This window comes from Temperatibacter marinus, from assembly GCF_031598375.1.
GTDB classification, from domain to species: Bacteria; Pseudomonadota; Alphaproteobacteria; order Sphingomonadales; family Kordiimonadaceae; genus Temperatibacter; species Temperatibacter marinus.
This window is the reverse complement of sequence record NZ_CP123872.1, coordinates 99,650-124,182: the sequence shown is the minus strand read 5'-3', so window position 1 is coordinate 124,182 and position 24,533 is coordinate 99,650. Positions and strand designations below refer to the sequence as shown.

Annotated in this window: 19 protein-coding genes; 12 read left to right on the top strand and 7 right to left on the bottom strand. The window is 43.4% G+C overall.

The window, feature by feature from the left end; all coding sequences use genetic code 11:
- Positions 1-81: 81 nt before the first annotated feature.
- Positions 82-576: a hypothetical protein gene (locus QGN29_RS00590; protein ID WP_310798697.1), complete on the top strand. Its 495-nt coding sequence runs from the start codon at positions 82-84 to the stop codon at positions 574-576.
- 57 nt (positions 577-633) lie between these two features.
- Positions 634-1,986, top strand: coding sequence for a sodium-dependent transporter (locus QGN29_RS00585; RefSeq protein WP_310798696.1), 1,353 nt, complete (start codon positions 634-636; stop codon positions 1,984-1,986).
- A gap of 291 nt (positions 1,987-2,277) precedes the next feature.
- Here the strand turns inward: QGN29_RS00585 and QGN29_RS00580 are convergent, their stop codons facing one another.
- From QGN29_RS00580 to QGN29_RS00570, 3 genes are all read right to left on the bottom strand, one after another.
- The gene (locus QGN29_RS00580) at positions 2,278-2,913 is read right to left on the bottom strand and encodes an OmpW/AlkL family protein (protein WP_310798695.1); all 636 of its coding nucleotides are present in this window, start codon (positions 2,911-2,913) and stop codon (positions 2,278-2,280) included.
- Between the two features lie 138 nt (positions 2,914-3,051).
- Entirely contained in the window at positions 3,052-3,735 is a 684-nt protein-coding gene (gene epsC / locus QGN29_RS00575; protein ID WP_310798694.1) for a serine O-acetyltransferase EpsC, read from the bottom strand.
- 149 nt (positions 3,736-3,884) lie between these two features.
- Positions 3,885-5,528: an alpha-glucosidase gene (locus QGN29_RS00570; protein ID WP_310798693.1), complete on the bottom strand. Its 1,644-nt coding sequence runs from the start codon at positions 5,526-5,528 to the stop codon at positions 3,885-3,887.
- Positions 5,529-5,978: 450 nt separating this feature from the next.
- Between QGN29_RS00570 and QGN29_RS00565 the strand changes: the two genes are divergently transcribed.
- Positions 5,979-8,288 carry a S9 family peptidase gene (locus QGN29_RS00565; RefSeq protein ID WP_310798692.1) on the top strand — a complete coding sequence of 770 codons (2,310 nt, stop codon included), beginning with the start codon at positions 5,979-5,981 and terminating at the stop codon, positions 8,286-8,288.
- Positions 8,289-8,347: 59 nt separating this feature from the next.
- Here QGN29_RS00565 and QGN29_RS00560 read toward each other — a convergent pair whose 3' ends face one another.
- Complete coding sequence (locus tag QGN29_RS00560; RefSeq protein ID WP_310798691.1) at positions 8,348-8,887, bottom strand: PAS domain-containing protein; 540 nt, start codon at positions 8,885-8,887, stop codon at positions 8,348-8,350.
- Between the two features lie 350 nt (positions 8,888-9,237).
- Between QGN29_RS00560 and putA the strand changes: the two genes are divergently transcribed.
- From putA to QGN29_RS00535, 5 genes are all read left to right on the top strand, one after another.
- The gene (gene putA / locus QGN29_RS00555) at positions 9,238-12,897 is read left to right on the top strand and encodes a bifunctional proline dehydrogenase/L-glutamate gamma-semialdehyde dehydrogenase PutA (RefSeq protein ID WP_310798690.1); all 3,660 of its coding nucleotides are present in this window, start codon (positions 9,238-9,240) and stop codon (positions 12,895-12,897) included.
- A gap of 42 nt (positions 12,898-12,939) precedes the next feature.
- Positions 12,940-13,368 (top strand): DUF1801 domain-containing protein, encoded by a 429-nt coding sequence (locus tag QGN29_RS00550; protein WP_310798689.1) that lies wholly within the window; start codon positions 12,940-12,942, stop codon positions 13,366-13,368.
- A 105-nt stretch (positions 13,369-13,473) separates the two neighbouring features.
- Entirely contained in the window at positions 13,474-15,894 is a 2,421-nt protein-coding gene (locus tag QGN29_RS00545) for a M1 family metallopeptidase (RefSeq protein WP_310798688.1), read from the top strand.
- An 11-nt stretch (positions 15,895-15,905) separates the two neighbouring features.
- Entirely contained in the window at positions 15,906-16,418 is a 513-nt protein-coding gene (locus QGN29_RS00540; RefSeq protein WP_310798687.1) for a DUF6702 family protein, read from the top strand.
- A 20-nt stretch (positions 16,419-16,438) separates the two neighbouring features.
- Complete coding sequence (locus QGN29_RS00535) at positions 16,439-16,876, top strand: PaaI family thioesterase (RefSeq protein ID WP_310798686.1); 438 nt, start codon at positions 16,439-16,441, stop codon at positions 16,874-16,876.
- On the opposite strand, the gene QGN29_RS00530 is transcribed toward QGN29_RS00535, so the two are convergent.
- Together QGN29_RS00530 and QGN29_RS00525 are read right to left on the bottom strand one after the other, a co-directional pair.
- Positions 16,873-17,346: a metal-independent carbonic anhydrase family protein gene (locus tag QGN29_RS00530; RefSeq protein ID WP_310798685.1), complete on the bottom strand. Its 474-nt coding sequence runs from the start codon at positions 17,344-17,346 to the stop codon at positions 16,873-16,875. The two genes, QGN29_RS00535 and QGN29_RS00530, sit on opposite strands and share 4 nt — an antisense overlap.
- A 58-nt stretch (positions 17,347-17,404) precedes the next feature.
- Entirely contained in the window at positions 17,405-17,899 is a 495-nt protein-coding gene (locus QGN29_RS00525; protein WP_310798684.1) for a MarR family winged helix-turn-helix transcriptional regulator, read from the bottom strand.
- Between the two features lie 172 nt (positions 17,900-18,071).
- Between QGN29_RS00525 and QGN29_RS00520 the strand changes: the two genes are divergently transcribed.
- The gene (locus QGN29_RS00520; protein WP_310798683.1) at positions 18,072-18,944 is read left to right on the top strand and encodes a branched-chain amino acid aminotransferase; all 873 of its coding nucleotides are present in this window, start codon (positions 18,072-18,074) and stop codon (positions 18,942-18,944) included.
- Between the two features lie 78 nt (positions 18,945-19,022).
- Here the strand turns inward: QGN29_RS00520 and QGN29_RS00515 are convergent, their stop codons facing one another.
- Positions 19,023-19,409, bottom strand: coding sequence for a helix-turn-helix domain-containing protein (locus QGN29_RS00515; protein ID WP_310798682.1), 387 nt, complete (start codon positions 19,407-19,409; stop codon positions 19,023-19,025).
- 266 nt (positions 19,410-19,675) lie between these two features.
- On the opposite strand from QGN29_RS00515, the gene QGN29_RS00510 reads away from it, so the two are divergent.
- Genes QGN29_RS00510 through ligA form a run of 3 tightly spaced genes read left to right on the top strand, consistent with a single transcriptional unit; the run spans position 19,676 to position 24,323 of the window.
- Positions 19,676-20,485: an outer membrane protein assembly factor BamD gene (locus QGN29_RS00510; protein ID WP_310798681.1), complete on the top strand. Its 810-nt coding sequence runs from the start codon at positions 19,676-19,678 to the stop codon at positions 20,483-20,485.
- A 30-nt stretch (positions 20,486-20,515) separates the two neighbouring features.
- Positions 20,516-22,198, top strand: coding sequence for a DNA repair protein RecN (gene recN, locus QGN29_RS00505; RefSeq protein WP_310798680.1), 1,683 nt, complete (start codon positions 20,516-20,518; stop codon positions 22,196-22,198).
- 19 nt (positions 22,199-22,217) lie between these two features.
- Positions 22,218-24,323, top strand: coding sequence for an NAD-dependent DNA ligase LigA (gene ligA, locus QGN29_RS00500; protein WP_310798679.1), 2,106 nt, complete (start codon positions 22,218-22,220; stop codon positions 24,321-24,323).
- Positions 24,324-24,533 lie beyond the last annotated feature (210 nt).

The window sequence follows — 24,533 nt, the reverse complement described above, 5'->3', positions numbered from 1 at the left end:
TTAAAATTTATGAAGTAAAGTGAGAGAGTATTCATTGTTATTAAAGTATAAATATAAACAGTTATAATAAAGATTATTCATGTGAAATATATAAATGACCTACTGGAAAAATTTGCAAATAAAGAAAGTTTTTCTCCAGCAGAGAAGGCAGAGATACTGAGAGCTGTCTGCCTGGATTCTGCAGCGTTGAGCGGGGCTGACCTAACGTCGTTCTGGCAGTATGATACCGACCAGCAAGCCATCACATGTGTTCACTCTTATGATCGGCTTTCCTTAAGAGATGTGACGGGCGTGGTCTTAACTGCGGAAAAATATCCTGCATATTTCCGTGCAATCTGTGAGGATAGCGGCATTATTGCCAATGATGCGGTTAGCTACAGGGTCACAAAAGAATTCAACAATGGATATTTTGATGAATATGGCATCGTCTCACTCATGGATTTTATTATTCGTGACGACCAGGGGGACCCCAAAGCAATTATATGTTGCGAGAATAGAGAAACAATCATGGGCTGGGATATGCAGGCCCTTAACAAGCTCAGAGCGCTGGCCACGCTAGTTCAATTTCATTTCTAGTTTTCTTCTGACAGAAAATCAGTACACTCTTCTCTTTTGGCATTGAGGGGAGGCTTTATGCAAACACAGTTCACATCACGATTCGCTTTTTTAATGGTTACAGCAGGTGCTGCTGTTGGCTTAGGAAATATATGGGCTTTTCCTTTTGTTGCGGGTCAAAGTGGGGGCAGTGGGTTCATAGCCATCTATCTCGTCGCCTTGCTGGTTTTGGCGGCCCCAGCCATGATTTGTGAACTGGTGCTGGGTAGAATGGGGCAAGCGAGTCCGCCAACGGCTCTTGCGCGTGTTAAAGTAGAAAATACAGGGAAGGGGCCTTGGAGTTTATTTGGATGGTCAGGTTTGGCTGTCAATATTTTGGTTTTAAGTTTTTACGCCGTTATCGCAGGTCAGGCTGCCTATTTTGGTTATTATGCTTTTTCGGAAGGCTTTTCAAGCATGCAGCCGTCAGCGATCAGTGCCTTAGATAATGGCTTTAAGATCAATATGAATTTATCAATGCTGTGGACTATTCTTTTTCTCGGCGCCACGCTGACGATTGTTTCCCTGAATATTACCAAAGGGATCGAGAATGCTGGTCGCTATCTCATGCCTAGCCTGTTTGTCTTATTGATTGGTTTGGCCCTCTATTCTATGAGCATAGGGAATGCGAAAGCGGCTCTGAATTTTCTTTTTGGTATGGACAGCTTCAGCTTAACCACAGGGGTGTTTATGGCTGCAGTGGGGCAAGCCTTTTTCACCCTATCTGTGGGGATCTGCAGTCTCATGATGTATGGGGCGTATATGGGGAAAGACATTCACTTACCCAAGGCTGTTTCTTGGATTGTGCTCATGGACCTTATGGTGGCTATAATCGCTGGCTTGGTTATTTTCCCTTTAGTCTTCGCCAGTGATGTTACACCGGATGCAGGCCCGGGATTGATCTTTATGACCTTGCCGTTGTTATTTGCTAAACTCCCTGCGGGTGATGCTGTTGCAACATTCTTTTTCTTAATGCTGACTGTCGCGGCTCTGACCAGTAGCATTTCCATGATGGCGCCAGTTGTGGCACGCCTAGAGGAGGCCGGATTAAGACGGATCACAGGTGCGTTTATCGTTGCAGGCATAGCCTTTGTCCTTAGCTTCATGACCATCCTAAGTTTTGGTCCTATGTATGATTATTACCCTCTAGAAATGTTTGAAGCGACAGCAGAATTGAATATGTTTGAGTTATTACGTGAGGGGATCAATAACATATACCTCCCTCTCGGGGGACTAGCTTTTACTTTGTTGGTCGGATGGGGTGTGCGGAAAGAAAATCTACGTCGTGGATTTAATATTGAGGAAGGCCCCTTGTTCTCCATACTCCATTGGATCATTAAATATCTGACCCCGTTTTTGCTTCTTGTTATGATTGCAGGCATTTGGCTCTAAGAAACTGGAGACAAATAGCAATTAAATCGTCTCGCTTTACGTGACCATAATGCAAAGGCTTTAAAACCAGAGCTCACACTTTGGTGTTAATGCCCGTGGCTCGCCCTGAGAGTGCGGACGAATGAAAAAGGGTTATTCGCGAACGAATAACCCTTTGAGGGCCCCTGACCTGGTAAGGGAATGACCATGTCTATGAGTATTAGGGGAGCCCTCAAGGCGGAAAATAGAAAGGATCGTTCGATAGCTCTTTGACATTAGTCAAGTACTTCATATTTTATTAGGGCTTTATTCTTAGAATTTTTTCCCAATCCCAATACCAAAGACGGTTGGGTTGATATCGACATCAGCCGTTACAGCGCCGCCATTAATTTTAAGATCTGTATTGATCCAAATTTTTTTGACATCCAGATTCAGAAACCAGTCATCAGAAACTTTAAAGTCAAAACCAGCTTGAAGCGCGATACCAAAGCTATCGCTGTAGCTAATATCTGTCGCCACTTTACCATTCGCTTCAACGTCGAAAAATGTTGTATAGTTTAGCCCGGCCCCAATGTAAGGACTAAATTTAGCTTCTGGAGAAAAGTGATATTGAAGCGTTAGGGTCGGCGGTAAGACACGTACAGCACCTAAATTAACATCGCCTAAAGCAGTCGAAACAGCATCTGGGTGATGTTTTGTCGATGCAAGAATAAGTTCAGCAGCAATGTTATTTGTAATGAAATAGGTGAAATCTAATTCAATTGTTGTCGCATCATCAATCGCTGCTGAGCCGCCGATATTTGTCGTCGCAGACGCATCAGGCGACACTTTGATTGTCCGCAGGCGCACTAGCCAATCACCCTCTTCAGCATAGAGGGGTAAGGTGGCAGATGGTAAGAGTGCCGTTAATATAGCTAAGGCAGAAACTGTTTTAACTAGGGTTTTCATTTTAGTCTCCTAAAGCACAGCCATTGGCTGTTTTCAGTCATCCCTTACTGATCCATTGAGGCCATAAGTATAGAAGAGTGCGTGCTGGGTTCTTGATCAGGGTCAAGAGAGTGGAGAAAAATTTGGGGAAAAAGGCTTTTACTTGGATGCTCGTGTCTTTTGCTTTTCAAGATCGTCTTGGCCTTCCAAATCAGCCAGTCTTTCTCTGAGTTCGCCGATTTCGCGGCGCATGCAATTCAACAGTTCGTCTGGATCATCTGCAACATTATCGCATGGCGTTCCATATGCAATAAATCCTCCCCTTTTTACAGATAGGGTTTGAATTGGTTTCGCAGGATTTCCGATGACAGTGAGCTCTGCAGATACATCTCTTGTGACAACGGCATTCCCGCCGATACGGGCTTGGTGACCAATGGTAATATTTCCCAAGACTTTTGCACCAGCGCCGACAACGACGCCATCCAAAAGGGTAGGATGTCTTTTCACACGACTTTCTTTATCAGGCGCGACCCCTCCGAGGGTGACCCCGTGATAGAGCATGACATCATCGCCGATGATCGTGGTTTCACCGATCACAACTCCCATGCCGTGATCAATAAAGAAATTCTTACCAATTTGAGCGCCGGGATGGATCTCAATTCCTGTAAGGAAGCGTGACAATTGAGAGACCAATCGTGCAAAAAAGAATAAGCCAATTTTATAGAGTAAATGGGCAATGCGGTGAAAAAATATTGATTGAGATGAAGGGTACAATAAAAGGATCTCCAGCGCAGAGCGAGCTGCGGGGTCACGTCTTTTAATTGATCTTATATAATCTCTCATCGTCACACTCATGTTGCAATAGGCTGTATTTAGAAATCAATTCTCGTAATACAAGGTCTACCTAATATATAACACAAAAATAATCTAATCACACTTACGTGTTTTCTAAGGTAATAGGTTAGAAAAACTTAAGGTTATAATCTAAAGATTTAAAGGTATCTGACAATAAACCCGCTATGACCTTTTAAGGTGTTAGGCACAGAGGTTAGTGTCTGATCAAGATTCGCAGCAGCGAGCATTTCACAGGGTTTTGTGTCAACTATAGACGCAAGGTCCAACGTTTTGCAGCCTAGGTTAAAACCGCATAGAATGAGTTCATCCTGATACTGACGTGTAAAAAGAAGAAGGTCGTCTTCAGCCTTTAGAAAATTCATCTGGCCGAGCCTTAAGGCTTCTGAGTCTTTACGACACTTGAGAAGAGCGCGTGTGAAATGAAGGGCTGATGTCTTGTCAGCTTCTAATTTATCCACGCTGGTCTCAAAATGTCGAGGATCGATGGGCAACCATGGCTCTGTGCCTTTGTTAAATCCAGCGTTAATCGATCTGGAGCACCAAGGTATCGGCGTGCGAGCGCCGTCTCGGCCTAGGGTTTCAGGATAATTAGCGATGGCTTCCGGATCTTGCAGTTTCTCATAGGGAACATGGCCTTGTAACATACCCAGTTCTTCCCCTTGATAGAGGAAGATGTTACCACGCATAGCGATGAGTGTTAAAAGCATTAGCCGGTTAAACTCATCAGCAGGGCAGTCCCCCTTCCAGCGACTCAGAGCACGCGGTGCATCATGATTTGAATAGGCCCACGAAGGCCAGCCGGTTTGAGGGTTTTGTGGCCAATTTTCAATCGACTGTTTCACACGCTCAGCGGTCAGGTTTTCAGCGTAAAGATAGTCAAAACTATAGGCTGAATGAAGACGTTTATCCTCTGCCGTATAGTCTTTCATTTCTTCTAAAGCTTTTTTGCCGCCGACCTCAGCAACGGTAAAGCTGCCGGGATATTGATCAAAAAGCTGCCGGACCTTTTCCAGGAAGCGCGGAATATCAGGGTGCGATTGATTATATTCTTGCCTTTGATAATCAAAGGGACGCGTGGGTTCCCGCTCAAACTCTGTTTCAGCAGGATTATCACGCATCTCAAGATCGTGCATGCTGAAATTGAGAGCGTCCATTCTAAACCCATCGACACCGCGATTTAACCAAAAGCGAGCGATATCCAGAATTTCATCCTGAACTTCTGGAGTGTGGAGATTCAAATCAGGCTGTTCCGTCAGGAAGTTATGCAAATAATATTGTCGTCTTCTGCTGCTCCACTGCCAGCTGGGGCCGCCAAAGACCGATTGCCAATTTGTTGGAGGAGATCCGCAGGGCTTGGGATCCGCCCAGACATACCAATCCGATTTTGGGTTGTCTCGAGAGGCGCTACTTTCTTCAAACCAAGGGTGCTGATCTGAGGTATGAGAATAGACCTGATCGACAATGACCTTTAATCCCCGTTTGTGGGATTCGCTCAGTAGTTTATCGAAATCTTCTAAGGTACCAAATAATGGATCTATATCTCGGTAATCAGAAACATCATAACCGAAATCCTTTTGTGGAGACTTGAATATTGGGGAGAGCCAAATCGCATCGACAGCGAGGGAAGCAATATAATCTAATTTACTAATAATGCCTTGTAAATCGCCCGTGCCATCATTGTTGCTATCCATAAATGATCGAGGATAGATATGATAAATGGCAGCGCCTTTCCACCATGGCGCATCCAGTGATGTTCTGTATTTTTTTTGCTCTGCATTCATGCGTTTACTCAGCTTGCCGCTGTTCCCTCAGTACTATATGAATTTTCCCTAAACGTCCCACAGAGTGACTCTGTATTCATTCACTAAGGGTGTCGATATCACATAAAATTTATATTTGCAAAAAATTTCCGAAATTAAATTTTAGAAACAATAGCGAGAGAATGAGAGGGGTGTTTAGAAATAATATAATTAAAACATGTATTTAAATGATTATTCTTCATAAACCAAGAATAATTTCATGAATAATTATGCATAGATTTTAGTTTATATTTTTTATTTTGCAAAAAATTACACGGTAATTTTTACCTCTATATGCACTCCGTCTGTAGGCAATGAGGGAATAAAAATTCACCCAGAAGGAGGTAAGATAAGCCAGTAAATATCGTTGCGGTTCTTTAGGGGGTGTTGTAGACACTAGAGCAGAAGAATTCCAAAGGAGGGGGTTTTACAATGATCAATTTGAAAACCATTGCACTTAAAGTGACACTAGCAAGCAGTTTAATTCTATCTACAGCGGCTTGTCATCATGAAACCGTAGAGACAAAGCCATTATCCGAGGATGAGCAGGTTTCCTTGAAGCGGATTTTCGAAACATCTGATTTTAGAGGTGATTGGTTTGGAGGGGCAAACTGGCTTAAGGATGGCCGAGGGTATACACTCATCCAAAAAAGTAGTGAGATTGATGGGGGTAGAGATGTTGTCCTCTACAATGCGGAATCCGGTGAGCAGACAATTTTACTTTCCGCAAAAGATCTAATCCCTGAGGGCAGAGACAAACCTTTAGATATCTCAGGATTTGCATGGTCAGATGATGGTAAGAAAGCTCTTATATATAATAATAGAAAACAAGTTTGGCGCTATCATACCCAAGGGGATTATTGGATTCTTGATATGGAGACCAAGCGACTGGCGCAAGTCGGCCAAGAGTTTCCTGCATCAAGCCTTATGTTTGCTAAATTTTCACCTGATGGCAGCAAAGTGGCCTATGTCCAAAAAACAGGTGCTAAAATTCATGACATTTATGTGGAAGACGTTGACACAGGACGGAAAACACGTCTGACCAAAGATGGATCCGAGACCATTATTAATGGTACTTTTGACTGGGTTTATGAAGAAGAATTTGGACTACGTGATGGATTCCGTTGGTCACCGGATGGAAAAAAGATTGCATACTGGCAACTTGATGCAAGCGGTGTACGCGACTTTACGATGATCAATAATACGGATGCTAAAGATAATTATCCAACATTAACGACGTTCAGTTATCCAAAGGTGGGAGAAACAAATTCTGCTGCAAAGCTTGGCGTGGTGTCCGTTGCGGGCGGCGAAACCACATGGATGAGTATAGAGGGCGATAAAAGAAATAACTATCTGGCTTATATGGAATGGGCTGGGAACAGTGATGAACTTGTAGTTCAGCAGCTCAATCGTCGTCAAAACACAATAAATCTATTGATGGTGAATGCAGACAGCGGGCAACCAAAGACTGTTCTCGTTGAAAAAGATGAGGCCTTTCTGGATCCTGTAACAGATTTTAAATGGCTTAATGAGGGCAAAGAATTTCTTTGGGTCACTGAAAAAAATGGATTTCGTCAGGTTCTGCGTGTGTCTCGTGATGGTACTACAACCCAAGATATTTCAAAACCAGAGTATGATGTCATAAGCATTCGACGCGTTGACACAGTTGGGGGGTATCTCTACTTTTATGCTAGCCCTGATGATGTTCAGCGGCGGTCGCTCTATAGATTGGCTTTAGATGGTCAATCACCAGCAGAGAAACTCACCCCAGAAGAGAGGAAAGGCTATCATAGCTATTCGATCTCTCATGATGGAAAATGGGCCTTTCATGATTATAATAACCGTAATAAAGCGAATGTGAAAACTCTTGTAAGTTTGCCGGACCATAAAGTTGTCCGGACCTACGTTGACAATAACAAATTACAGGAAACTTACGATAAACTCGCCAAAGGTAAAACAGAGTTGTTCTCTGTCACAACAAAAGAGGGTCATGTATTGCCTGGATTTATGAGATATCCTCATGACTTTGACGCTTCAAAAAAATACCCTGTGATTTTCTATGTTTACGGTGAACCAGCTGGAGCGACGTCAACGGATCGGTGGGGCAGAAACATGGCTTGGGATATTATGATGACCCAGAGGGGGTATATCGTTGCCACCCTTGATAATAGAGGGACTCCCCTTCCAAAAGGGCGGGCGTGGCGAAAGTCTATCTATAGAACATTAGGGTTAACCAATGTGAACGATCAAGCTGCAGGTGTGAATGCAATGCTTGCAGAGCGCCCCTATATGGATGCAGATCGTATTGGTATTTGGGGTCACTCAGGGGGCGGCACTTCTACGTTGCACGCGCTCTTTAGGCATGGTGACACCTTCAAAGTGGGTGTCTCGCAAGCGCCTGTGCCTGATACCAGGCTTTATGATACCATTTATCAAGAACGCTATAGTGGTATCTTGCCTGAAGATGCAGCCTTTTATGAAAAATCTGTGGCTGTAAATTATGCCCATCTGTTAAAAGGAAAGTTGCTAGTGGTGCATGGTACAGGCGATGATAATGTCCATTATCAAGGCACAGAACGTCTGATTAATAAATTGATAGAGCATAATATTCAGTTTGATTTTATGAGTTATCCTAACCGCGCTCATGGTATTTACCGCGGGAAAAATACTAGATATCATCTGACGACCTTAAGAACGAACTATTTCCTGACACATTTACCAGCCGGGCCACTGGACCGGTAAGGGTCAATAGATAGTCTCATGCAAAAAAGGCGGCCGAAAGGTCGCCTTTTTTCATCTTCTCAAACGTTGTTGGGTATACCCGCCCCTAAATCCATGTAAATAAAATCTAGGATATCTTCTTTATAAATGAGCCCCTGTGTATTGGGTTCTAGATGATCAAGGGTTTCTCCGCGTTCAAAAATAGAGATAACATGAGCGGCAACGCCTTCAGAATTCAGCAAGGGAAGGTGAAAACTTATCAACTCAAAAGCATTCTGACCGACAGGGCGACTGGCAATGATCATCTGGGTCGCACAGGGGGTGGTAAAAACCCTTTGCCAGTGTGAATTAATAAAATCATGGGCGTTTTCGTGCGTGAAATCAAAAGCATTTTGATATTGCATGGTTTCATAGAATTTTTCATCTACACCACTGCCGACATGACGGACTTGTAAATTATAATCGCAAATAAATTCAGCCATTCCAATGTTTTCAAGCATTGGAATGAGCTCAGAAGATCTTAGAGCACTTTTGTGAGGCAACAAAGACTGTTCTAAACGTGGTAGCGATAACCAGTATTCATAGAGGCCGCGTTGCATGGAAGTAAGATCGTTTATCATGGTTTTTTCATACTATTGTTAAAGAATAAATTCTAGGAACAATTGAGACATTTCCCCTCTTAGTGCAAATTGACGCATTATAGAATTATTAGGAAGAGATCAAAGAATTATTATGAAGAGATCTCAATGAAATCATCCTTCAGGAGATTCATCGACATCGTCTTAGTTTGGTTAAAATTTCGAGTCTTTTTCCGACTTTATTAAAATACACAGCATGATCTTTTTATCTTTTGCGAAAACTTCTCTTAAGTATATGAAAATATTGCCATATTTCTGAGGGATAAAAAAATTTGCAAAAACAAAAAATCTCAATATAAGCTCCGCAATAATTTGGATTTTTGGAGGGGCCAATGTCGTTAGAGTCTGATCTAGAAATATATCGTCAAGATATTCGTAAACATATGCTGTGGGATGAGAATGCTGCGATAGAGAGTTTATCGCAAGCCGCTGACTTCTCTGCGGAAGAACGAAACATTATTGCAGCTGAAGGTGCGCAATTGGTCACTGACGTTCGCGAGACAACTACGCCGAGTTTAATGGAAGCATTCCTTGCTGAATATGGACTTTCAACGAAGGAAGGTCTTGCACTGATGTGCTTGGCAGAGGCTTTGTTACGTGTACCCGATAGCCAGACAATGGATGCCTTGATTGAAGATAAAATCATGTCCGGTGAATGGTCTCATCATGCTGGTCAAAGTATTTCTGCTCTGGTTAATGCCTCGACCATGGGGCTTCAAGTGACAAGCGCTGTTCTCAAAGATGGATCCAAAGCCGTTACAAAAACACTTAAAGGCATGGTTAAACGAATGGGCATGCCTGTCATTCGTCAGGCCGTCAAGCAAGTGATGAAGGAATTGGGACGTCAATTTGTTCTGGGGCAAGATATTAAAGCTGCGATGAAAGAAGCCGCTCATTATGAGAAAAAGGGTTTTACCTACAGCTATGATATGTTGGGAGAAGCCGCGCATACGGCTGCAGATGCAAAGAAATATTTTCAGTCGTATAAAGAGGCGATAGAGAAAATCGCATCTGCTTGCAAGCAAGGAGTTAGGGAAAATCCGGGGATATCTATCAAAATCTCAGCACTGCATCCTCGCTATGAGCAAATTAATAAAACGCGAGTGGTCAAGGAATTAACGCCCAAAATTCTAGAGCTTGCCGAGTTAGCTAAATCCCATAATATGGGCTTTAACATTGATGCAGAAGAGGTGGACCGGCTAGATATTTCACTTGATTTGATTACACATGTTTTAAAAAGCGAGTCCTTGAGAGGTTGGGATGGCTTTGGCATTGTCGTTCAGGCATATAGTAAGAGAGCCCCATTCGTTCTTGAATATCTCTATCAACTAGCCAGCAAACTTGATTGCAAAATTATGGTGCGTCTTGTTAAAGGGGCTTACTGGGATGCAGAAGTTAAGCGAGCTCAGGTCTTTGGTCTTGAAGGGTTTCCAGTATACACCCGCAAGGAAAATACAGATATCTCCTACATGGCCTGTGCTAAAAAACTTTTGTCGATGACAGATAGGATTTATCCTCAATTTGCGAGCCATAATGCCCATACAGTTTCTGCTGTGATGGAGTTCGCAAAAAATTTGAACAAAGACTCGTTCGAATTCCAACGCCTACACGGTATGGGCGAGAGTTTGCATGGTGTCTTAATGCATAATCAACAAACACGGTGTCGTATTTATGCCCCTGTGGGTGTGCACCGTGATTTATTGGCGTATCTTGTAAGACGATTGCTTGAAAACGGCGCGAATAGTAGTTTTGTGAATCAGATTGTTGATCACGCAATCCATCCCACAGAAGTGGCACAGGATCCATTAATAAAAGCGCAAAATCCTGCTTCTCGTGTCATTGCAATGCCTAAAGACTTGTTTGGTAACGAACGATTGAATTCTAAAGGGTTTGATCACACGGACGTGCTCCAGCTTCAATCTATGGAAGAAGGGCGTGGTGCTTACTTAGAAAAAGTGTGGCAGGTGGCCCCTCTTATACAGGATACCAGTCTGGAGAATGGGGCTGAAGTCACCATCGTGAATCCCGGAATTCCTAACGATACTGTCGCAACAGTTGCTCATACATCTGAAACACAAGTCCAAGCCGCTCTTAAGGCAGCGACAGAGGCATTTCCAGATTGGTCACGTAGTTCGATTGAAAGCCGTGTCACGGCCTTACTGAAGGCTGCAGATCTATATGAAGACCATGCCAGTGAAATTTTCGCCATTCTGACACGCGAAGCAGGTAAGTCGCTTGTTGATGGTGTGGCAGAACTTCGCGAAGCTGTCGACTTCTTGAGATATTATGCTGTCGAAATGAGGCAAGCCTCTAATCCACAAAAGTTACCAAGGGGCGTTATTACATGCATCTCTCCTTGGAATTTTCCCTTGGCAATCTTTACAGGGCAAATTGCTGCGGCGCTAGTGACTGGGAATACGGTGATTGCGAAACCTGCAGAACAAACAACAACTGTAGCGTATCTTGCCGTAAAATTGTTACATCAAGCAGGGATACCTCGGGATGTTCTTCAGTTGCTACCAGGGTATGGTCGCACCATAGGGGCGGCTATCACAGGAAATGAGAAAATCTCAGGCGTTTGCTTTACAGGCTCTACAGCTACAGCCCAACTGATCAATAGTGTGATGGCTGATTCATGTGAACCCTCTGCACCGCTTGTTGCTGAAACTGGCGGATTGAATGCGATGATTGTTGATAGCACGGCCCTGCCGGAACAAGCAGTGCGTGATATTATTGCCAGCAGTTTTCAAAGTGCAGGGCAGCGGTGTTCTGCGCTTCGTATGCTTTATGTACAAGAAGATGTAGCGGATAGATTTTTCTCGATGCTCTATGGTGCTATGGAGGAATTGTCTATGGGGAATCCGTGGGAGATAACAACAGATGTTGGCCCTGTGATTGATCAGACAGCATATGAAGGCATTCAATCATATTTGGCTATGCGGACAAAGAAGGGACAAGTTGTAAAGCAACTTCAAGCCCCAAAAGATGGTTATTTTATTCCTCCAACAGTGGTTAAAGTATCTGGAATTGAGGAATTGGAGAAAGAGATTTTTGGCCCTGTCCTTCATGTTGCTACTTTCAAAGCTCAAGATTTTTATACTGTCTTATCCTCTATCAATGCCTGTGGCTATGGACTGACACTGGGGCTTCATACGCGGATTGATGATCGAATATCGGAAGTTCAAATGAAGGCCACTGTCGGCAACCTCTATATTAATAGAAACCAAATTGGTGCGATTGTAGGATCTCAGCCCTTTGGCGGTGAAGGCCTTTCTGGTACAGGGCCTAAAGCAGGAGGGCCGGAATATCTTGATGTATTCCAGAAATATTGGAGTGATGTTGGCCTGCCTGAAAAAGGGCGCGATGCGGCCTACGTAACTAGGGAACAGTTAGAGTTCGCCTTGACTTCAGTTGCCCAAAAATCGATCGGCTCTCTCGCAGATATACGCTCAACTCTGGCCGAGGTTACCAGCAAAGAATTGACGGATTGGCAAAATTCAGCTGATTATGCTCTTTCTGCGCTTAAGAGTCAGGTTGTTGATGCGCATGTCATGACCTCTCCAGTAGGTGAGACCAATGACCTTAGGCGTGTGGACCGTGGTACAATTTTGTGTTTAGGGCTAGAAACAACAGCTCAAATTCAACAAATGATTACTGCGCTCTATCTCGGAAACAGAGTTGTACTTATTAATCCAAGCGATGCAGTATATGGCCGCCTTATTGGGTTGGCCGATCAGTTTGCCTTAGAAATTATAAAGGCAAAGACAGATATATCCTTACTTTCTAAAGTTGAGGGGATTGATGCGGTCGCCTGTGTTTGTCAGGATCGCTCAAAACTACAAGACTATCGAAAAGCCTTGGCAAATCGACCTGGTAAACTTGTACCGTTGATCACAGATTGGCGTTCTTTCTATAATTTCTCAAGAGAAAGACACTGCTGTGTTGATACTACCGCATCTGGCGGCGACGCTGTGCTTCTAGCAGGCGAATAGAATTCATGCTATGCTCTCTTCTTCAACTGAAGGGGAGAGCTAATGAGCAAGAATGACAATCAAACCCAAAAGAATGATGCGGATGTGCTGACCTTTATTGAAGGGCTTGAAAATAAGAGGCGCAGAGAAGATTCTCTGAAACTGTTGCCGCTCTTTGAGAGGATTACCGGACAGCCAGCTACCATGTGGGGAGATAGTATTGTTGGCTTTGGGTCCTATCATTATAAATATGCATCAGGCCGGGAAGGGGATTGGTGTCTGACTGGATTTTCACCGCGTAAAGCAAATACCACTCTATATATTATGAATGGTTTTTCTGATTATAAAGATCAGCTATCTCACTTAGGAAAGCATAAACATTCCAAATCCTGCTTATATATTAATAAATTAGAGGATGTTGATCTTGAAGTGATCGAAGAGATGATAGCGGACTCTACTGCTTATATGCGATCTAAATATGCCAGTGAATAATCTTTAGTTTATCCCCTAGGAAAATCTGCCTTTTCCCTTGCATTATGACTGCATGACACTATGCTTTGGCCTTTCAAAATCAACAAGAATTGATGGGGCTATCTAATGCACAATATAGTTGCTAAAGCATTGCTTACAGTGGTTGTAGGAGTTTCACTTACTCTCTCAGCTGTGGCTGACACTGGAAGCGGTGCAAAACGTTTTAAACAATTAACAAAAGACCTTCCTTCGCCGAACGTTTACCGTGATGCAAGTGGCGCACCAGGGCCGATGTATTGGCAACAGCGTGCGGACTACAAAATTAAGGTCACATTGGACGAGAAAAATCGTCGCATCATTGGATCTGAGACAATTAAATATACAAATAATTCACCGTTGAATTTACGATATATTTGGATACAGCTTGATCAGAATCGTTTTAATAAAGATAGTATTCAAAACAGAACATCAACCTCATCAAGAGATCGTTTGTCTTATGGCGCCCTAGACGCACATTATATGAAGAACGATATCGATTTTGGTCAGAAAATCCGAGCGGTCAAGTCCGGAGGGAAAGATCTTCCTTACGTAATTAATGATACACAGATGCGGATTGACCTGCCAAAGGCGCTCAAAAAAGGTCAGACTATCAGCTTCTCAATTGATTGGGATTATAACATCATTCAAGAAGCGGTTGTGGGCGGGCGTAACGGTTTCGAACACTTTGAGAAAAATGACACTTATATCTATTTCATGGCTCAGTGGTTCCCACGCCTTTCAGCCTTTACGGACTATACCGGTTGGCAAAATAAGCAATTTCTAGGGCGCGGTGAGTTTGCTCTTGAATTTGGTGATTATGACGTCGAGATTACCGTTCCAGCAGACCATGTAGTGTCATCGACAGGCGTGCTGACGAATGCAAAAAATGTTCTAACAAAAGAACAATATCAGCGCTTTGAGGAGTCTAAAAAGGCGACAAAGCCAATGTATATTGTAACTCCAGAAGAAGCACTAGAGAATGAAAAGGAAGGCACTGACAAGTCAGTTACGTGGAAGATCTCGGCCAAGAATGTTCGTGATTTTGCTTGGTCCTCTTCGCGGAAGTATGTTTGGGATGCGATGAATCACAAACAACAGCAAACGGATGCTGAATATCCTGATGTACATGTTATGTCTTTCTACCCACAGGAAGCAATGCCTATATGGAATATGTATTCGTCGCATGCTGTGGCTCATACAATGGATGTTTATTCAAAAATGTCATTTCCTTACCCTTATCCAACCGCTCAATCTGTGAATACATGGGCCGGCGGCGGTATGGAATATCCGATGATAACTTTCAATGGGTATCGCCCAACGGACGAGGAAAAGCTTGAAGATCGCACATATACTCGTCGGGCAAAATACGGCCTTATTGGTGTGATTATCCATGAAATTGGCCACATTTACTTCCCGATGGTTGTCAATTCTGACGAGCGACGCTGGACGTGGATGGATGAAGGTTTGAACACATTCCTTGAGTATATCACTGAGATAGAGTGGGAAGAGAATTACCCTGCTTTTGGAAACGAAGTGAATATACTCGATTATATCGATACCTATATGAAATCTGATTACCAGGTGCCGATTATGACACAATCTGACAGTGTGATTGCTTTTGGACCAAATGCATACTCAAAACCTGCCTCTGCGCTTATCGTACTCCGCGAAACTGTCATGGGCCGTGAGCTTTTTGACCATGCCTTTAGAGAATATTCTAATCGCTGGAAGTTTAAGCGCCCAACACCAGCTGATTTCTTTCGTACTATGGAAGATGCATCAGGCGTAGATCTTGATTGGTTCTGGAGAGGCTGGTTCTTCACAACAGATCATGTCGATGTGGCGATCAATGATGTTCGCGAATATCGCATCTCCACTCAAAACCCTGAAGTTGAATTTGATTTTAAACGCAAAGAGTGGAATGCACAGCGTCCGGAACCTGTCCAGCAATCAAGAAACCGTCAGGATGTCGGAAAGCTTTATATTCAAGATAAACCTGAGCTTCTTGACTTTTATAATAAGAATGATCAGTTCTTAGTGACCAATAAAGATCGCAATAAATATAATTCATTCCTTGAGAAACTCAAAGGGCGTGATAAGGCGACTTATGAGCGGGCACTTAAGGAAAACCCATATATCTACTTTGTTGATTTTGCCAACAAGGGAGGGATTCCTTCACCGTTGCCGGTTACGTTCCACTATGTGGATGGAACAACATCTGAAATGATGATTCCTGCTGAAATATGGCGCTATGATTCTGACAAAGTCTCTAAGATGTTTATCTTTAATAAAGCTTTGGCAAAAGTCACGCTCGACGATAAGCATCAGACAGCAGATGTGGACTATAAAAACAATAGCTTCCCTCAAGCGATTTCTAAATCACGTCTTGAACTCTATAAGTATAAGCGTTCACGTAAAAATTTGATGAAAGATGCTTTGGAAAAATTGAAAAAAGAGAAGGCTGCTGCTGAAGAAACTAAGCAAGTCCCTCTCACTCAGACAAACTAAGAGATGATAACGTGACATCGTTTAAAGTCTTTATAAATGGATTGGTCGCGGTTCTTACCGCGGCCTCTCTTTCCTTCGGCGCAGCCCACGCCCATCGATTGAAGACCTGCGTTACGACATTGGTCTGGGAGCAAGATGGCGTGATGCAGGTGACACATAAAGTTCACTTTCATGATGCGCAGCGAGTGCTTGCTCGCATGGCAGAAAATAAATCAGAAACCCTCTTTACAGAGCTAGGTATCGCGCGGATGGCGCTCTATATGAATGAAGACTTTGAGGTCACAGTTGCTGATTTAAAAGTTACATTCACGCCTCTCGGCGGTGAGGTCGATGGCGATTATCTTTATATTTATCTTGAGAGCGATAAACCCATAACCGGGCATCGCTTTACTGTAAAGTCTGACATTTTTAGGAAAGATTTTTCGACACAATATAATAAAGTTATTGGTAAGCGGGGCGACCTTGAAAAGGCAGCCAGCTTTGGTAAAAAAAATCAAGTAGAAACTGTCGACTTCTCTCTTTAGGAGACAGATAAAGGCACCCTATGGATCTGGAAAGTCATTATAAGTCATTAGCGAACATGTATCATGCAGCTCCAATTAATGAATTTTTCCCGCCTTCCGTTACAATCTCTAAAGGCTGCTCTGAGGTAGGATTGGCTGTTAGGCAAGATTATTTCCATGCAGCAAACTCTTTACACGGTTCGGTTTATTTCAAATTGTTAGATGATAGCGCTTTTTTTGCAGCGAATTCTATTGAGCCTAATGTTTTTGTTTTCACTGTTAAGTTTACAACGACAATAACAAAGCCAGTATTGAGTGGTTTTGTAAAAGCACAGGGCAAGATAGACAAAATTGAGGGCAAGAAAATTTGGGCTTCATCGGTTATGACGGATGATTTAGGCGAGGTCGTCGCAAAAGGAGAGGGCCTGTTTTTGCCAAGCCCTCATAAATTGTCTGATGTTGAATCCTATAAACCTTAAGGCTGGTAAGGCAGAGAAGAATGATGCAATACAATTCTGAGCGTTCCGTCAGAATCTTTTTTGTATCCCCAGCTTTTATCAACCTTTGTGATTTGGCCCTCTTTATCAGTGAGAGAAATCCATCCCATCCACATGGCCACATCCCCGTCAATGAAACTGGCTGACGTTTCACTTATGCAACTCCGCCATCCTTTAATGCCAAATCCGCTATCAAGAGGAAACATCTTATTGTGACCTACGAAATAGGAGAGCGCTCCTTCCCGTGTCGGGCGAAAAGTTTGTGCACCGCTAGCTAGAGTTGGCTTAAAGAGAACGGGACCCATGGTATACCCATAGGCTGCATCAAGTACATCGCTTGCTGTCGTGCGTGCAGCATCAATGCCATCAGCTTCATAGGCCTTTGAAATTGCAACAAGAGCATTTCCCCATGCTACTCGCGCCTGTTCTAAATCAGTCTCTGTGATCGACATGATAATTTTCCTTCGTTGTTACGGATATATTCAGTGCATATGGGTGTATGTCTAGAATTTATTTTATGCGTTTCAAGACTTTCTCGCGATTTTCTTCTCGAACAATATTGAGAAGGACATCCCAATAGCCTGAAACTGCTTCAACACCTGCGGCTCGGTAAGCTTGAGCAATACGGTCTTTCTGGGCTTTGAATAGATTTTGCTCAAACCCAATGCCTTTCTCGGTAAGATATAAGAGGCGCTGCCTGCGATCTTTGACCCCTTGGATTTGCTCAATATACCCCTCTTCGATCAATTGGTTTAGTACCCGTGAGAGGCTTTGTTTTGTAATCCTAAGCAAGTCCAGTAATCCTGAGACATTCGTGCCAGGATTGCGGCCCACAAAATAAAGGACTCGATGATGCGCGCGTCCCATGCTCATGTCGGCCAAAATCTCATCAGCGCCTTCCGTAAAGTCACGATAAGCAAAATAAAGCAACTCGATTCCCCGTCTGACTTCTTCTTCCCTTAAGAAAAGACTTGGTTGGGCTAAACTTGCCTTCCATTCACTCATGAAATATTCCTCTCATTCGCCACAAATAGGACAGTAATGTTGACATATTATCCCTAAATTGCTACCCCTTTCAAGAAGTTTTTGACTCGGTAATAGAAACTATGAAATACACGGAGTTAAGGGTGCAATAGGTGCTAGGTCTTGTTTCGAGGGCACCAAGTGGAGAGAAAAAATGTCAGCTTCTTTTGATGATCGCGATGGTTGGATATGGATGGACGGGGAAATGGTACAATGGCGTGAAGCTAATGTGCATATCTTAACCCACGCCCTTCATTATGCCACATCAGTTTTTGAAGGACAAAGGGCCTATAGTGGTCAAATTTTTGAATTGGAAGCCCATACAAATCGGTTATTTAAATCGGCAGATATTATTGGCATGGATATTCCTTATAGTCGTGAAGTCATCAATCAGGCTTGTAAAGATAATCTCATTAAGAATGGTCTTGTGGATGCATACCAAAGACCTGTGGTTTGGCGTGGCTCTGAACAAATGGGTATCAATACGAAATTGACGAAAGTTCATGTTGCTATTGCCAGCTGGGAATGGCCGTCATATTTTGCCCCAGAAGCCAAGCTGAAGGGGTTGCGTCTCTGTATGTCAAATTATCGACGCCCTAATCCTGAAACAGCTCCTATTCTTGCGAAGTCGGCAGCGAATTATCCTATTTCATGCCTCTCTAAAGAAGCTGCTGAATTGAAAGGCTATGATGATGCGCTGCTTCTTGATTGGGAAGGTTATGTTGGCGAGGCTACTGGCGCGAACATATTCTTTATTAAGGGATCAGAAATCCATACTCCTTCTCTGAAATGTGTTTTAGACGGTATAACACGGAGAACAGTGATGGGACTTGCGCAAAAAAGAGGCCTCACGGTTGTTGAGCGCAATATTAAGCCTGAAGAAATGGCGGACTTCGAACAAGCATTCCTCACAGGGACTGCCGCAGAAGTCACCCCTCTGTCCCATGTGGCAGGCTATGATTTTGTGGTTGGTCAAGAAGTTCAGAATCTGATGAATGATTATGAGGCTCTGGTTCGCGATGTGTAGCCATATGTCACTCTCTTAAAGATAGAATTGACAGAGGTTCCATAGAGAAAAAAATAAGGCAGGGTTCCCTGCCTTTTTTTATGAGATTGAATTGCTTTCCTTCGAAGTCGCAATGGCGTCAATCAATTCACGAATACTATTTTGTACTTCCTTGTTGTGGATATCTTGCAGTCGCGGAAATTGATCGTCTAGTGTAATCTTTTGGCCATATATTTCACTCGGATCAGGAAGGCCTTCAAAAAACCAGTTGATTGGGACTCGCATCAGACCAGCAATCTTATAAAGTTTACCCGCAGAAAGTCTATTGAGTCCACGTTCATACTTCTGAAATTGCTGATATGAAACATCTAGTTTGGCCGCAATATCTTTTTGACTGAGACCGATGAAACGACGGCGTATTTTGATTCGTTCCCCCACATGGAAATCAACGGCCTCTGCCTTGCGCTTTTCTATCTTATCTATCATGTCCACCCCTTTGCTGCCCTTATTCTGCCCAAGTTGCCAAATAACAGTAGTTTGAGCGCCCTGCTTGTGATGAATATTTACAGAAAAAGCCTGAATTCTCGTTTTTCTGTTTTACGTGCTAGCAGAGCAGTAAACGATGTGCTAGACCAAGACAAATATGAATAGTTGGATAAAATTAATATTTGTATGGTTGCAACATATGCGAGTATAACAACTAAAACGAATATTGAAAGACTTTAATTAAGCTTTTGGGAGAGTTCGCTCAAATGAGTGTTAAATCGGTTAAATCAGGAATCGTAGCTTTGTTCGTGTTAACGCTGGCTGCGTGTAGTAACTCTGAAGTGGATGATACATATGTCGCCCGTGACGTAAATGTGCTGTATAATCTAGGTAAAGAATACTATGAAAAAGGCCGTTACATGTTTGCTGCAGCCGCTTTTGATGAAGTAGAGAGACAGCATCCATATAGCGTTTGGGCACGGCGTGCACAGGTGATGGCTGCCGCTGCTTACTATCAAGCCAAGCGATATGATGATGCTATCAATGCTATTGATCGCTTTTTACAACTCCACCCAGGAAATAGCTCAGCCCCTTATGCTTACTATATCAAAGCGCTTTGCTTTTATGAGCAAATTGCTGATGTAGGCCGAGATCAAGATTATACAATGCGTGCGCGTAATGCCTTCGTTGAATTGATCCGTCGTTATCCTGATAGTGAATATGCCTATGATGCAAAACAGAAACTTGAGCTTACAGACGATCACTTAGCAGGTAAAGAAATGGAAGTTGGCCGCTATTATATGCGTAGCAAAGAATATCTATCGGCAGCAATTCGATTTAGAAATGTTATAGAAAAATATCAGAAGTCCTCACACACACCTGAGGCCTTACATCGTCTTGTAGAAGTTAATTTAGCTTTGGGTATTCAGCCAGAGGCTCAAAGTGCTGCCGCTGTCCTTGGATACAACTATAACGGATCAAAATGGTATCGCTATAGCTATGCTCTATTGAAGAATAAGAAATTAAGCCCAGAAATGAGTTCTGGATCCTGGTTGTCAAAACTGTGGCCATTTTAATTTGGTGACTTTGATTGAAGGGGGAGTGCGATGCTGGCAAGCCTCAGCATTCGTGATATAGTCTTAATCGATCGTTTAAACCTGTCCTTGTCTACGGGTTTAAATGTTTTAACTGGTGAAACAGGTGCCGGTAAATCCATCCTGTTAGACTCTCTTGGTCTTGCTCTAGGAATGCGCGCTGATAGAGCTCTTGTACGATCTGGATGTCAGGATGGGGCTGTGACAGCAGCCTTCGACATAAAGTCATCACATACTGCGTGCCAGCTATTGATTGAGAATGGATTTGAAAATCCTGAGGGTGAAATCATCCTGAAAAGACATCTATCTAAAGACGGAAAGTCTAGAGCTTGGATAAATGATCAGCCTGTTACACAACAACTCCTTAAACATATCGGTGAGCTTCTAGTGGAAATTCATGGTCAACATGATGATCGAGGCTTATTGCATGCTGCGGCTCATAGGGATTTGCTCGATTTATACGGCCAGCATCAGCCTCTCTTGGATTCTGTAAAGGCATCTCATCTCGCCTACGAGCAAGCAAAAGATGCTCTGAGACAAGCCAAGGAAGATTATTCTAATGCACGAGATGATGAAGAATGGTTGCGTCATGCTGTCAGTGAGATAGATAAAATTCAACCCCAAGCTGGTGAAGAAAGAGATCTTGCTGATAAACGTGCTATAATGATGCAAGGGGAACGATTGTCTGGTGAATTAAAGGATATGGTTTCCATTCTTTCAGGCAATAAAGGCGTAGAGGATCATTTGAATGGTATTCTTCGGAAAATGGGTCGCATGGATGCTGAAGCGCAAGCGCTTTTAGAAACAGTCATATCATCGCTAGAGAGGGCTTCAATTGAATTGAGTGCTGGGGCCCAAGATCTGGATCGCATTCAGAGTAGTATGGACTATGATCCACTTCAATTAGAAGAAACGGAAGAGCGCTTATTTGATTTGAGAGCTCTGGCTCGCAAGCATAATTGTCAAGTTGATGATTTGGCTGTTCTGTCTGAGCGGTTGCATCATCGCCTTAAAGCTGTTGATAGTGGAGATCAATTGGTAAAAGACGCAGAGGCCACCTTAGATCAAGCTCTGGGTGCCTTCGCAACAGCAGTTAAATCTCTGCATGAAGCACGTCATCAGGTCGCAACTAAATTGTCAGATTCAGTCATGGCAGAGTTGCCTCCGATGAAGCTTGAAAAGGCTCGCTTTCGAGTGGCAGTTCACTCTCTGCCTCAGGAGGAATGGTCTGCCCATGGGGGAGATCGGGTGTGGTTTGAAATGTCGGCCAATCCTGGGGCAGATTTTGGTCCACTGGTGAAAGTTGCGTCTGGCGGTGAAATGGCAAGAGTGATCTTGGCCTTAAAAGTTGTTCTTGCCCGTTCTGGCAGCGCGCCAGTTATGATTTTCGATGAAGTTGACCGTGGTATAGGGGGCGCGACGGCTGATGCCGTTGGCGAAAGGTTGCGCAGACTAGCTGGCGAGGCCCAAGTCTTAGTCGTGACGCATTCTCCGCAGGTCGCGGCTCGGGGTCATAGTCATATGAAGATTAGCAAAGCTGTCTCCGTCATTGAGGGAGAAGAACAGACGAGAACCTCGGTTTACAAGTTACCGGAGTCAGAACGCACAGACGAAATAGCTCGCATGTTGGCAGGGGCTGAAATAACGCCTGAAGCACGTGCGGCAGCAGATAAACTCCTGGCAATGACTGGGTAATCCCACATAGGAAGATGTTATGTCTCTTTTTGATAATTCCTCTATTCCTGTTTCTCATTTAACACGTTCAGAGGCACGATTAGAATTGGCGCGCTTAGCTCAAGAGGTGAAAATTCATGATGTTGCTTATCATCAAAATGATGCACCGACAGTCAGTGATGCCGAGTATGATGCTCTTCGAAAACGCAATAGTGAGTTAGAACAGCGGTTTCCTGAGCTTGTTCGATCTGATAGTCCAAGTAAACGAGTAGGGGCGTCTGTACAAAGTAAATTTGAAAAGGCTGAACATAAAGTCCCAATGCTTTCCTTAGAGAATGCATTTAATGGCGAAGATGTTCAGGATTTTGTCGACCGTATCAAACGATTCCTTGCCAAGGATAAAGATCTTCTTGCTGGCGCTCCAGTTGTCCTAACGGCTGAGCCTAAAATTGATGGACTGTCTCTTGCAGTCAGATATGAGCAAGGACGGTTGGTGCAAGCTGTTACTCGAGGGGATGGGGCCATCGGTGAGAATGTTACTCAAAATGCTCTGACGATAGCTGATATTCCCAGTGAACTCTCAGGAGGGAACTGGCCTGAGGTCCTTGAGGTACGAGGGGAAGTCTATATGGGCAAGGAAGAATTCTTTGCGTTGAACAAAAGTCAAGAATTGTCCGATAAGAAAGTTTTTGCTAATCCACGTAATGCAGCGGCAGGGTCTTTGAGACAGCTGGATGTGTCTATAACAAAATCAAGGCCTTTAAAGTTTTTCGCCTATGCATGGGGGGATCTGAGTGCACCCATTGCACAGACACAGCAGCAAGCAATTGATCAATTTAAAGCCTGGGGATTTTCGACAAACCCCTTATTTAAAGCGTGTGATAGTGTGGAAGAGGTCCTCGCGCATTATCATGAAATTGCAGAGGCGCGCTCTGGACTTGATTATGATATTGATGGCGTTGTTTACAAGGTTAACCGATTGGATTGGCAAGCGCGTCTCGGTATGATTGCGCGGGCTCCGCGCTGGGCTATCGCACATAAATTTCCTGCCGAGCAAGCTGTAACCATCGTCAACGCCATTGATATTCAAGTTGGCAGGACAGGGGCTTTAACCCCTGTTGCAAAGCTTGAACCCGTTAACGTTGGAGGTGTGATGGTCTCAAATGCCACGCTTCATAATAAGGATGAGATAGAGCGCCTCGGTGTTAGAGTGGGTGATACAGTTGTAATTCAACGGGCAGGAGATGTGATTCCTCAAATTGTTGAAGTAAAGTCTTTAGACCAAGACTATGACAGCTTTGTTTTTCCTGATAAATGCCCCGAATGCGACTCTTTGGCCTCAGCTGAAGGCGATGATGTGGTTATTCGCTGTACTGGGGGGTTAGTCTGTCCAGCACAGACCATTGAGCGATTAAAGCATTTTGTCTCGCGAACTGCTTTTGATATTGATGGCATGGGCGATAAACAAGTTGAACAGTTTTTTGCCAAAGGGTGGATTAAAACACCGGCTGATATTTTCCGCCTCGCGCAAACTGATGAGGATAAAGGTTCAACACTTGCCCACTGGGAAGGCTGGGGAGAACAATCTGTTGGTAACCTTTTTGCAGCGATTGAAGAAAGGCGAGAAATTGACTTTCATCGCTTTCTTTTTGGACTGGGCATACGCCATGTGGGCCAACAGAATGCAAAATTACTAGCGCGCAATTATGAGACAGCTGAAAATTTCAGAGACCATATGACGGCGTGTGGAACAGCAGATGAGAAAGCCCTTTCAGAGTTACTTGCTATTGATGGCATCGGAACAAAAGTTGCCGAAACACTTATTCAGTTCTTTAGAGAAGATCATAATCTAGAGGCTTATAATGACTTGCTAACATCTTTGACGATTAAGCCTGTCGAAGCTGTTGCCGAAGGTAGCGCTGTATCAGGAAAAATTGTTGTCTTTACAGGAACATTAACTGAAATGAGTCGAAGTGAAGCAAAAGCAAAAGCAGAATCACTGGGCGCAAAGGTTTCGGGCTCTGTCTCTAAAAAGACAGATATTTTAGTAGCGGGACCTGGGGCAGGATCGAAATTAAAAAAAGCTCAAGCTCTCGATGTCACAACGATGTCTGAGCAAGAATGGCTTGATTATATAAAATCCTAGAATTTTGGAATTATATTTCACCAGCGGCATTTTTCTGTTTGTTAGAGAGTTTGCTGTAATATTCCTGCCATGCAAGCGTGAAGTATTTTGATATGCATTTTATGCATAGCTACTTTGCATTTTTATCTCTACTCTTTTTTCTTTTTTCACGCCATATAGTCTTCAACGCAACGGACAGCAGATCAAGTTCAAAAGAAACTGATCGATTAA

Coding starts and splice junctions, on each gene's coding strand:
- QGN29_RS00585 (WP_310798696.1), top strand. CDS start 634: ATGCAAACACAGTTCACATCACGATTCGCTTTTTTAATGGTTACAGCA.
- QGN29_RS00580 (WP_310798695.1), bottom strand. CDS start 2,913: ATGAAAACCCTAGTTAAAACAGTTTCTGCCTTAGCTATATTAACGGCA.
- epsC (WP_310798694.1), bottom strand. CDS start 3,735: ATGAGAGATTATATAAGATCAATTAAAAGACGTGACCCCGCAGCTCGC.
- QGN29_RS00570 (WP_310798693.1), bottom strand. CDS start 5,528: ATGAATGCAGAGCAAAAAAAATACAGAACATCACTGGATGCGCCATGG.
- QGN29_RS00565 (WP_310798692.1), top strand. CDS start 5,979: ATGATCAATTTGAAAACCATTGCACTTAAAGTGACACTAGCAAGCAGT.
- QGN29_RS00560 (WP_310798691.1), bottom strand. CDS start 8,887: ATGATAAACGATCTTACTTCCATGCAACGCGGCCTCTATGAATACTGG.
- putA (WP_310798690.1), top strand. CDS start 9,238: ATGTCGTTAGAGTCTGATCTAGAAATATATCGTCAAGATATTCGTAAA.
- QGN29_RS00550 (WP_310798689.1), top strand. CDS start 12,940: ATGAGCAAGAATGACAATCAAACCCAAAAGAATGATGCGGATGTGCTG.
- QGN29_RS00545 (WP_310798688.1), top strand. CDS start 13,474: ATGCACAATATAGTTGCTAAAGCATTGCTTACAGTGGTTGTAGGAGTT.
- QGN29_RS00535 (WP_310798686.1), top strand. CDS start 16,439: ATGGATCTGGAAAGTCATTATAAGTCATTAGCGAACATGTATCATGCA.
- QGN29_RS00530 (WP_310798685.1), bottom strand. CDS start 17,346: ATGTCGATCACAGAGACTGATTTAGAACAGGCGCGAGTAGCATGGGGA.
- QGN29_RS00525 (WP_310798684.1), bottom strand. CDS start 17,899: ATGAGTGAATGGAAGGCAAGTTTAGCCCAACCAAGTCTTTTCTTAAGG.
- QGN29_RS00520 (WP_310798683.1), top strand. CDS start 18,072: ATGTCAGCTTCTTTTGATGATCGCGATGGTTGGATATGGATGGACGGG.
- QGN29_RS00515 (WP_310798682.1), bottom strand. CDS start 19,409: ATGATAGATAAGATAGAAAAGCGCAAGGCAGAGGCCGTTGATTTCCAT.
- QGN29_RS00510 (WP_310798681.1), top strand. CDS start 19,676: ATGAGTGTTAAATCGGTTAAATCAGGAATCGTAGCTTTGTTCGTGTTA.
- recN (WP_310798680.1), top strand. CDS start 20,516: ATGCTGGCAAGCCTCAGCATTCGTGATATAGTCTTAATCGATCGTTTA.
- ligA (WP_310798679.1), top strand. CDS start 22,218: ATGTCTCTTTTTGATAATTCCTCTATTCCTGTTTCTCATTTAACACGT.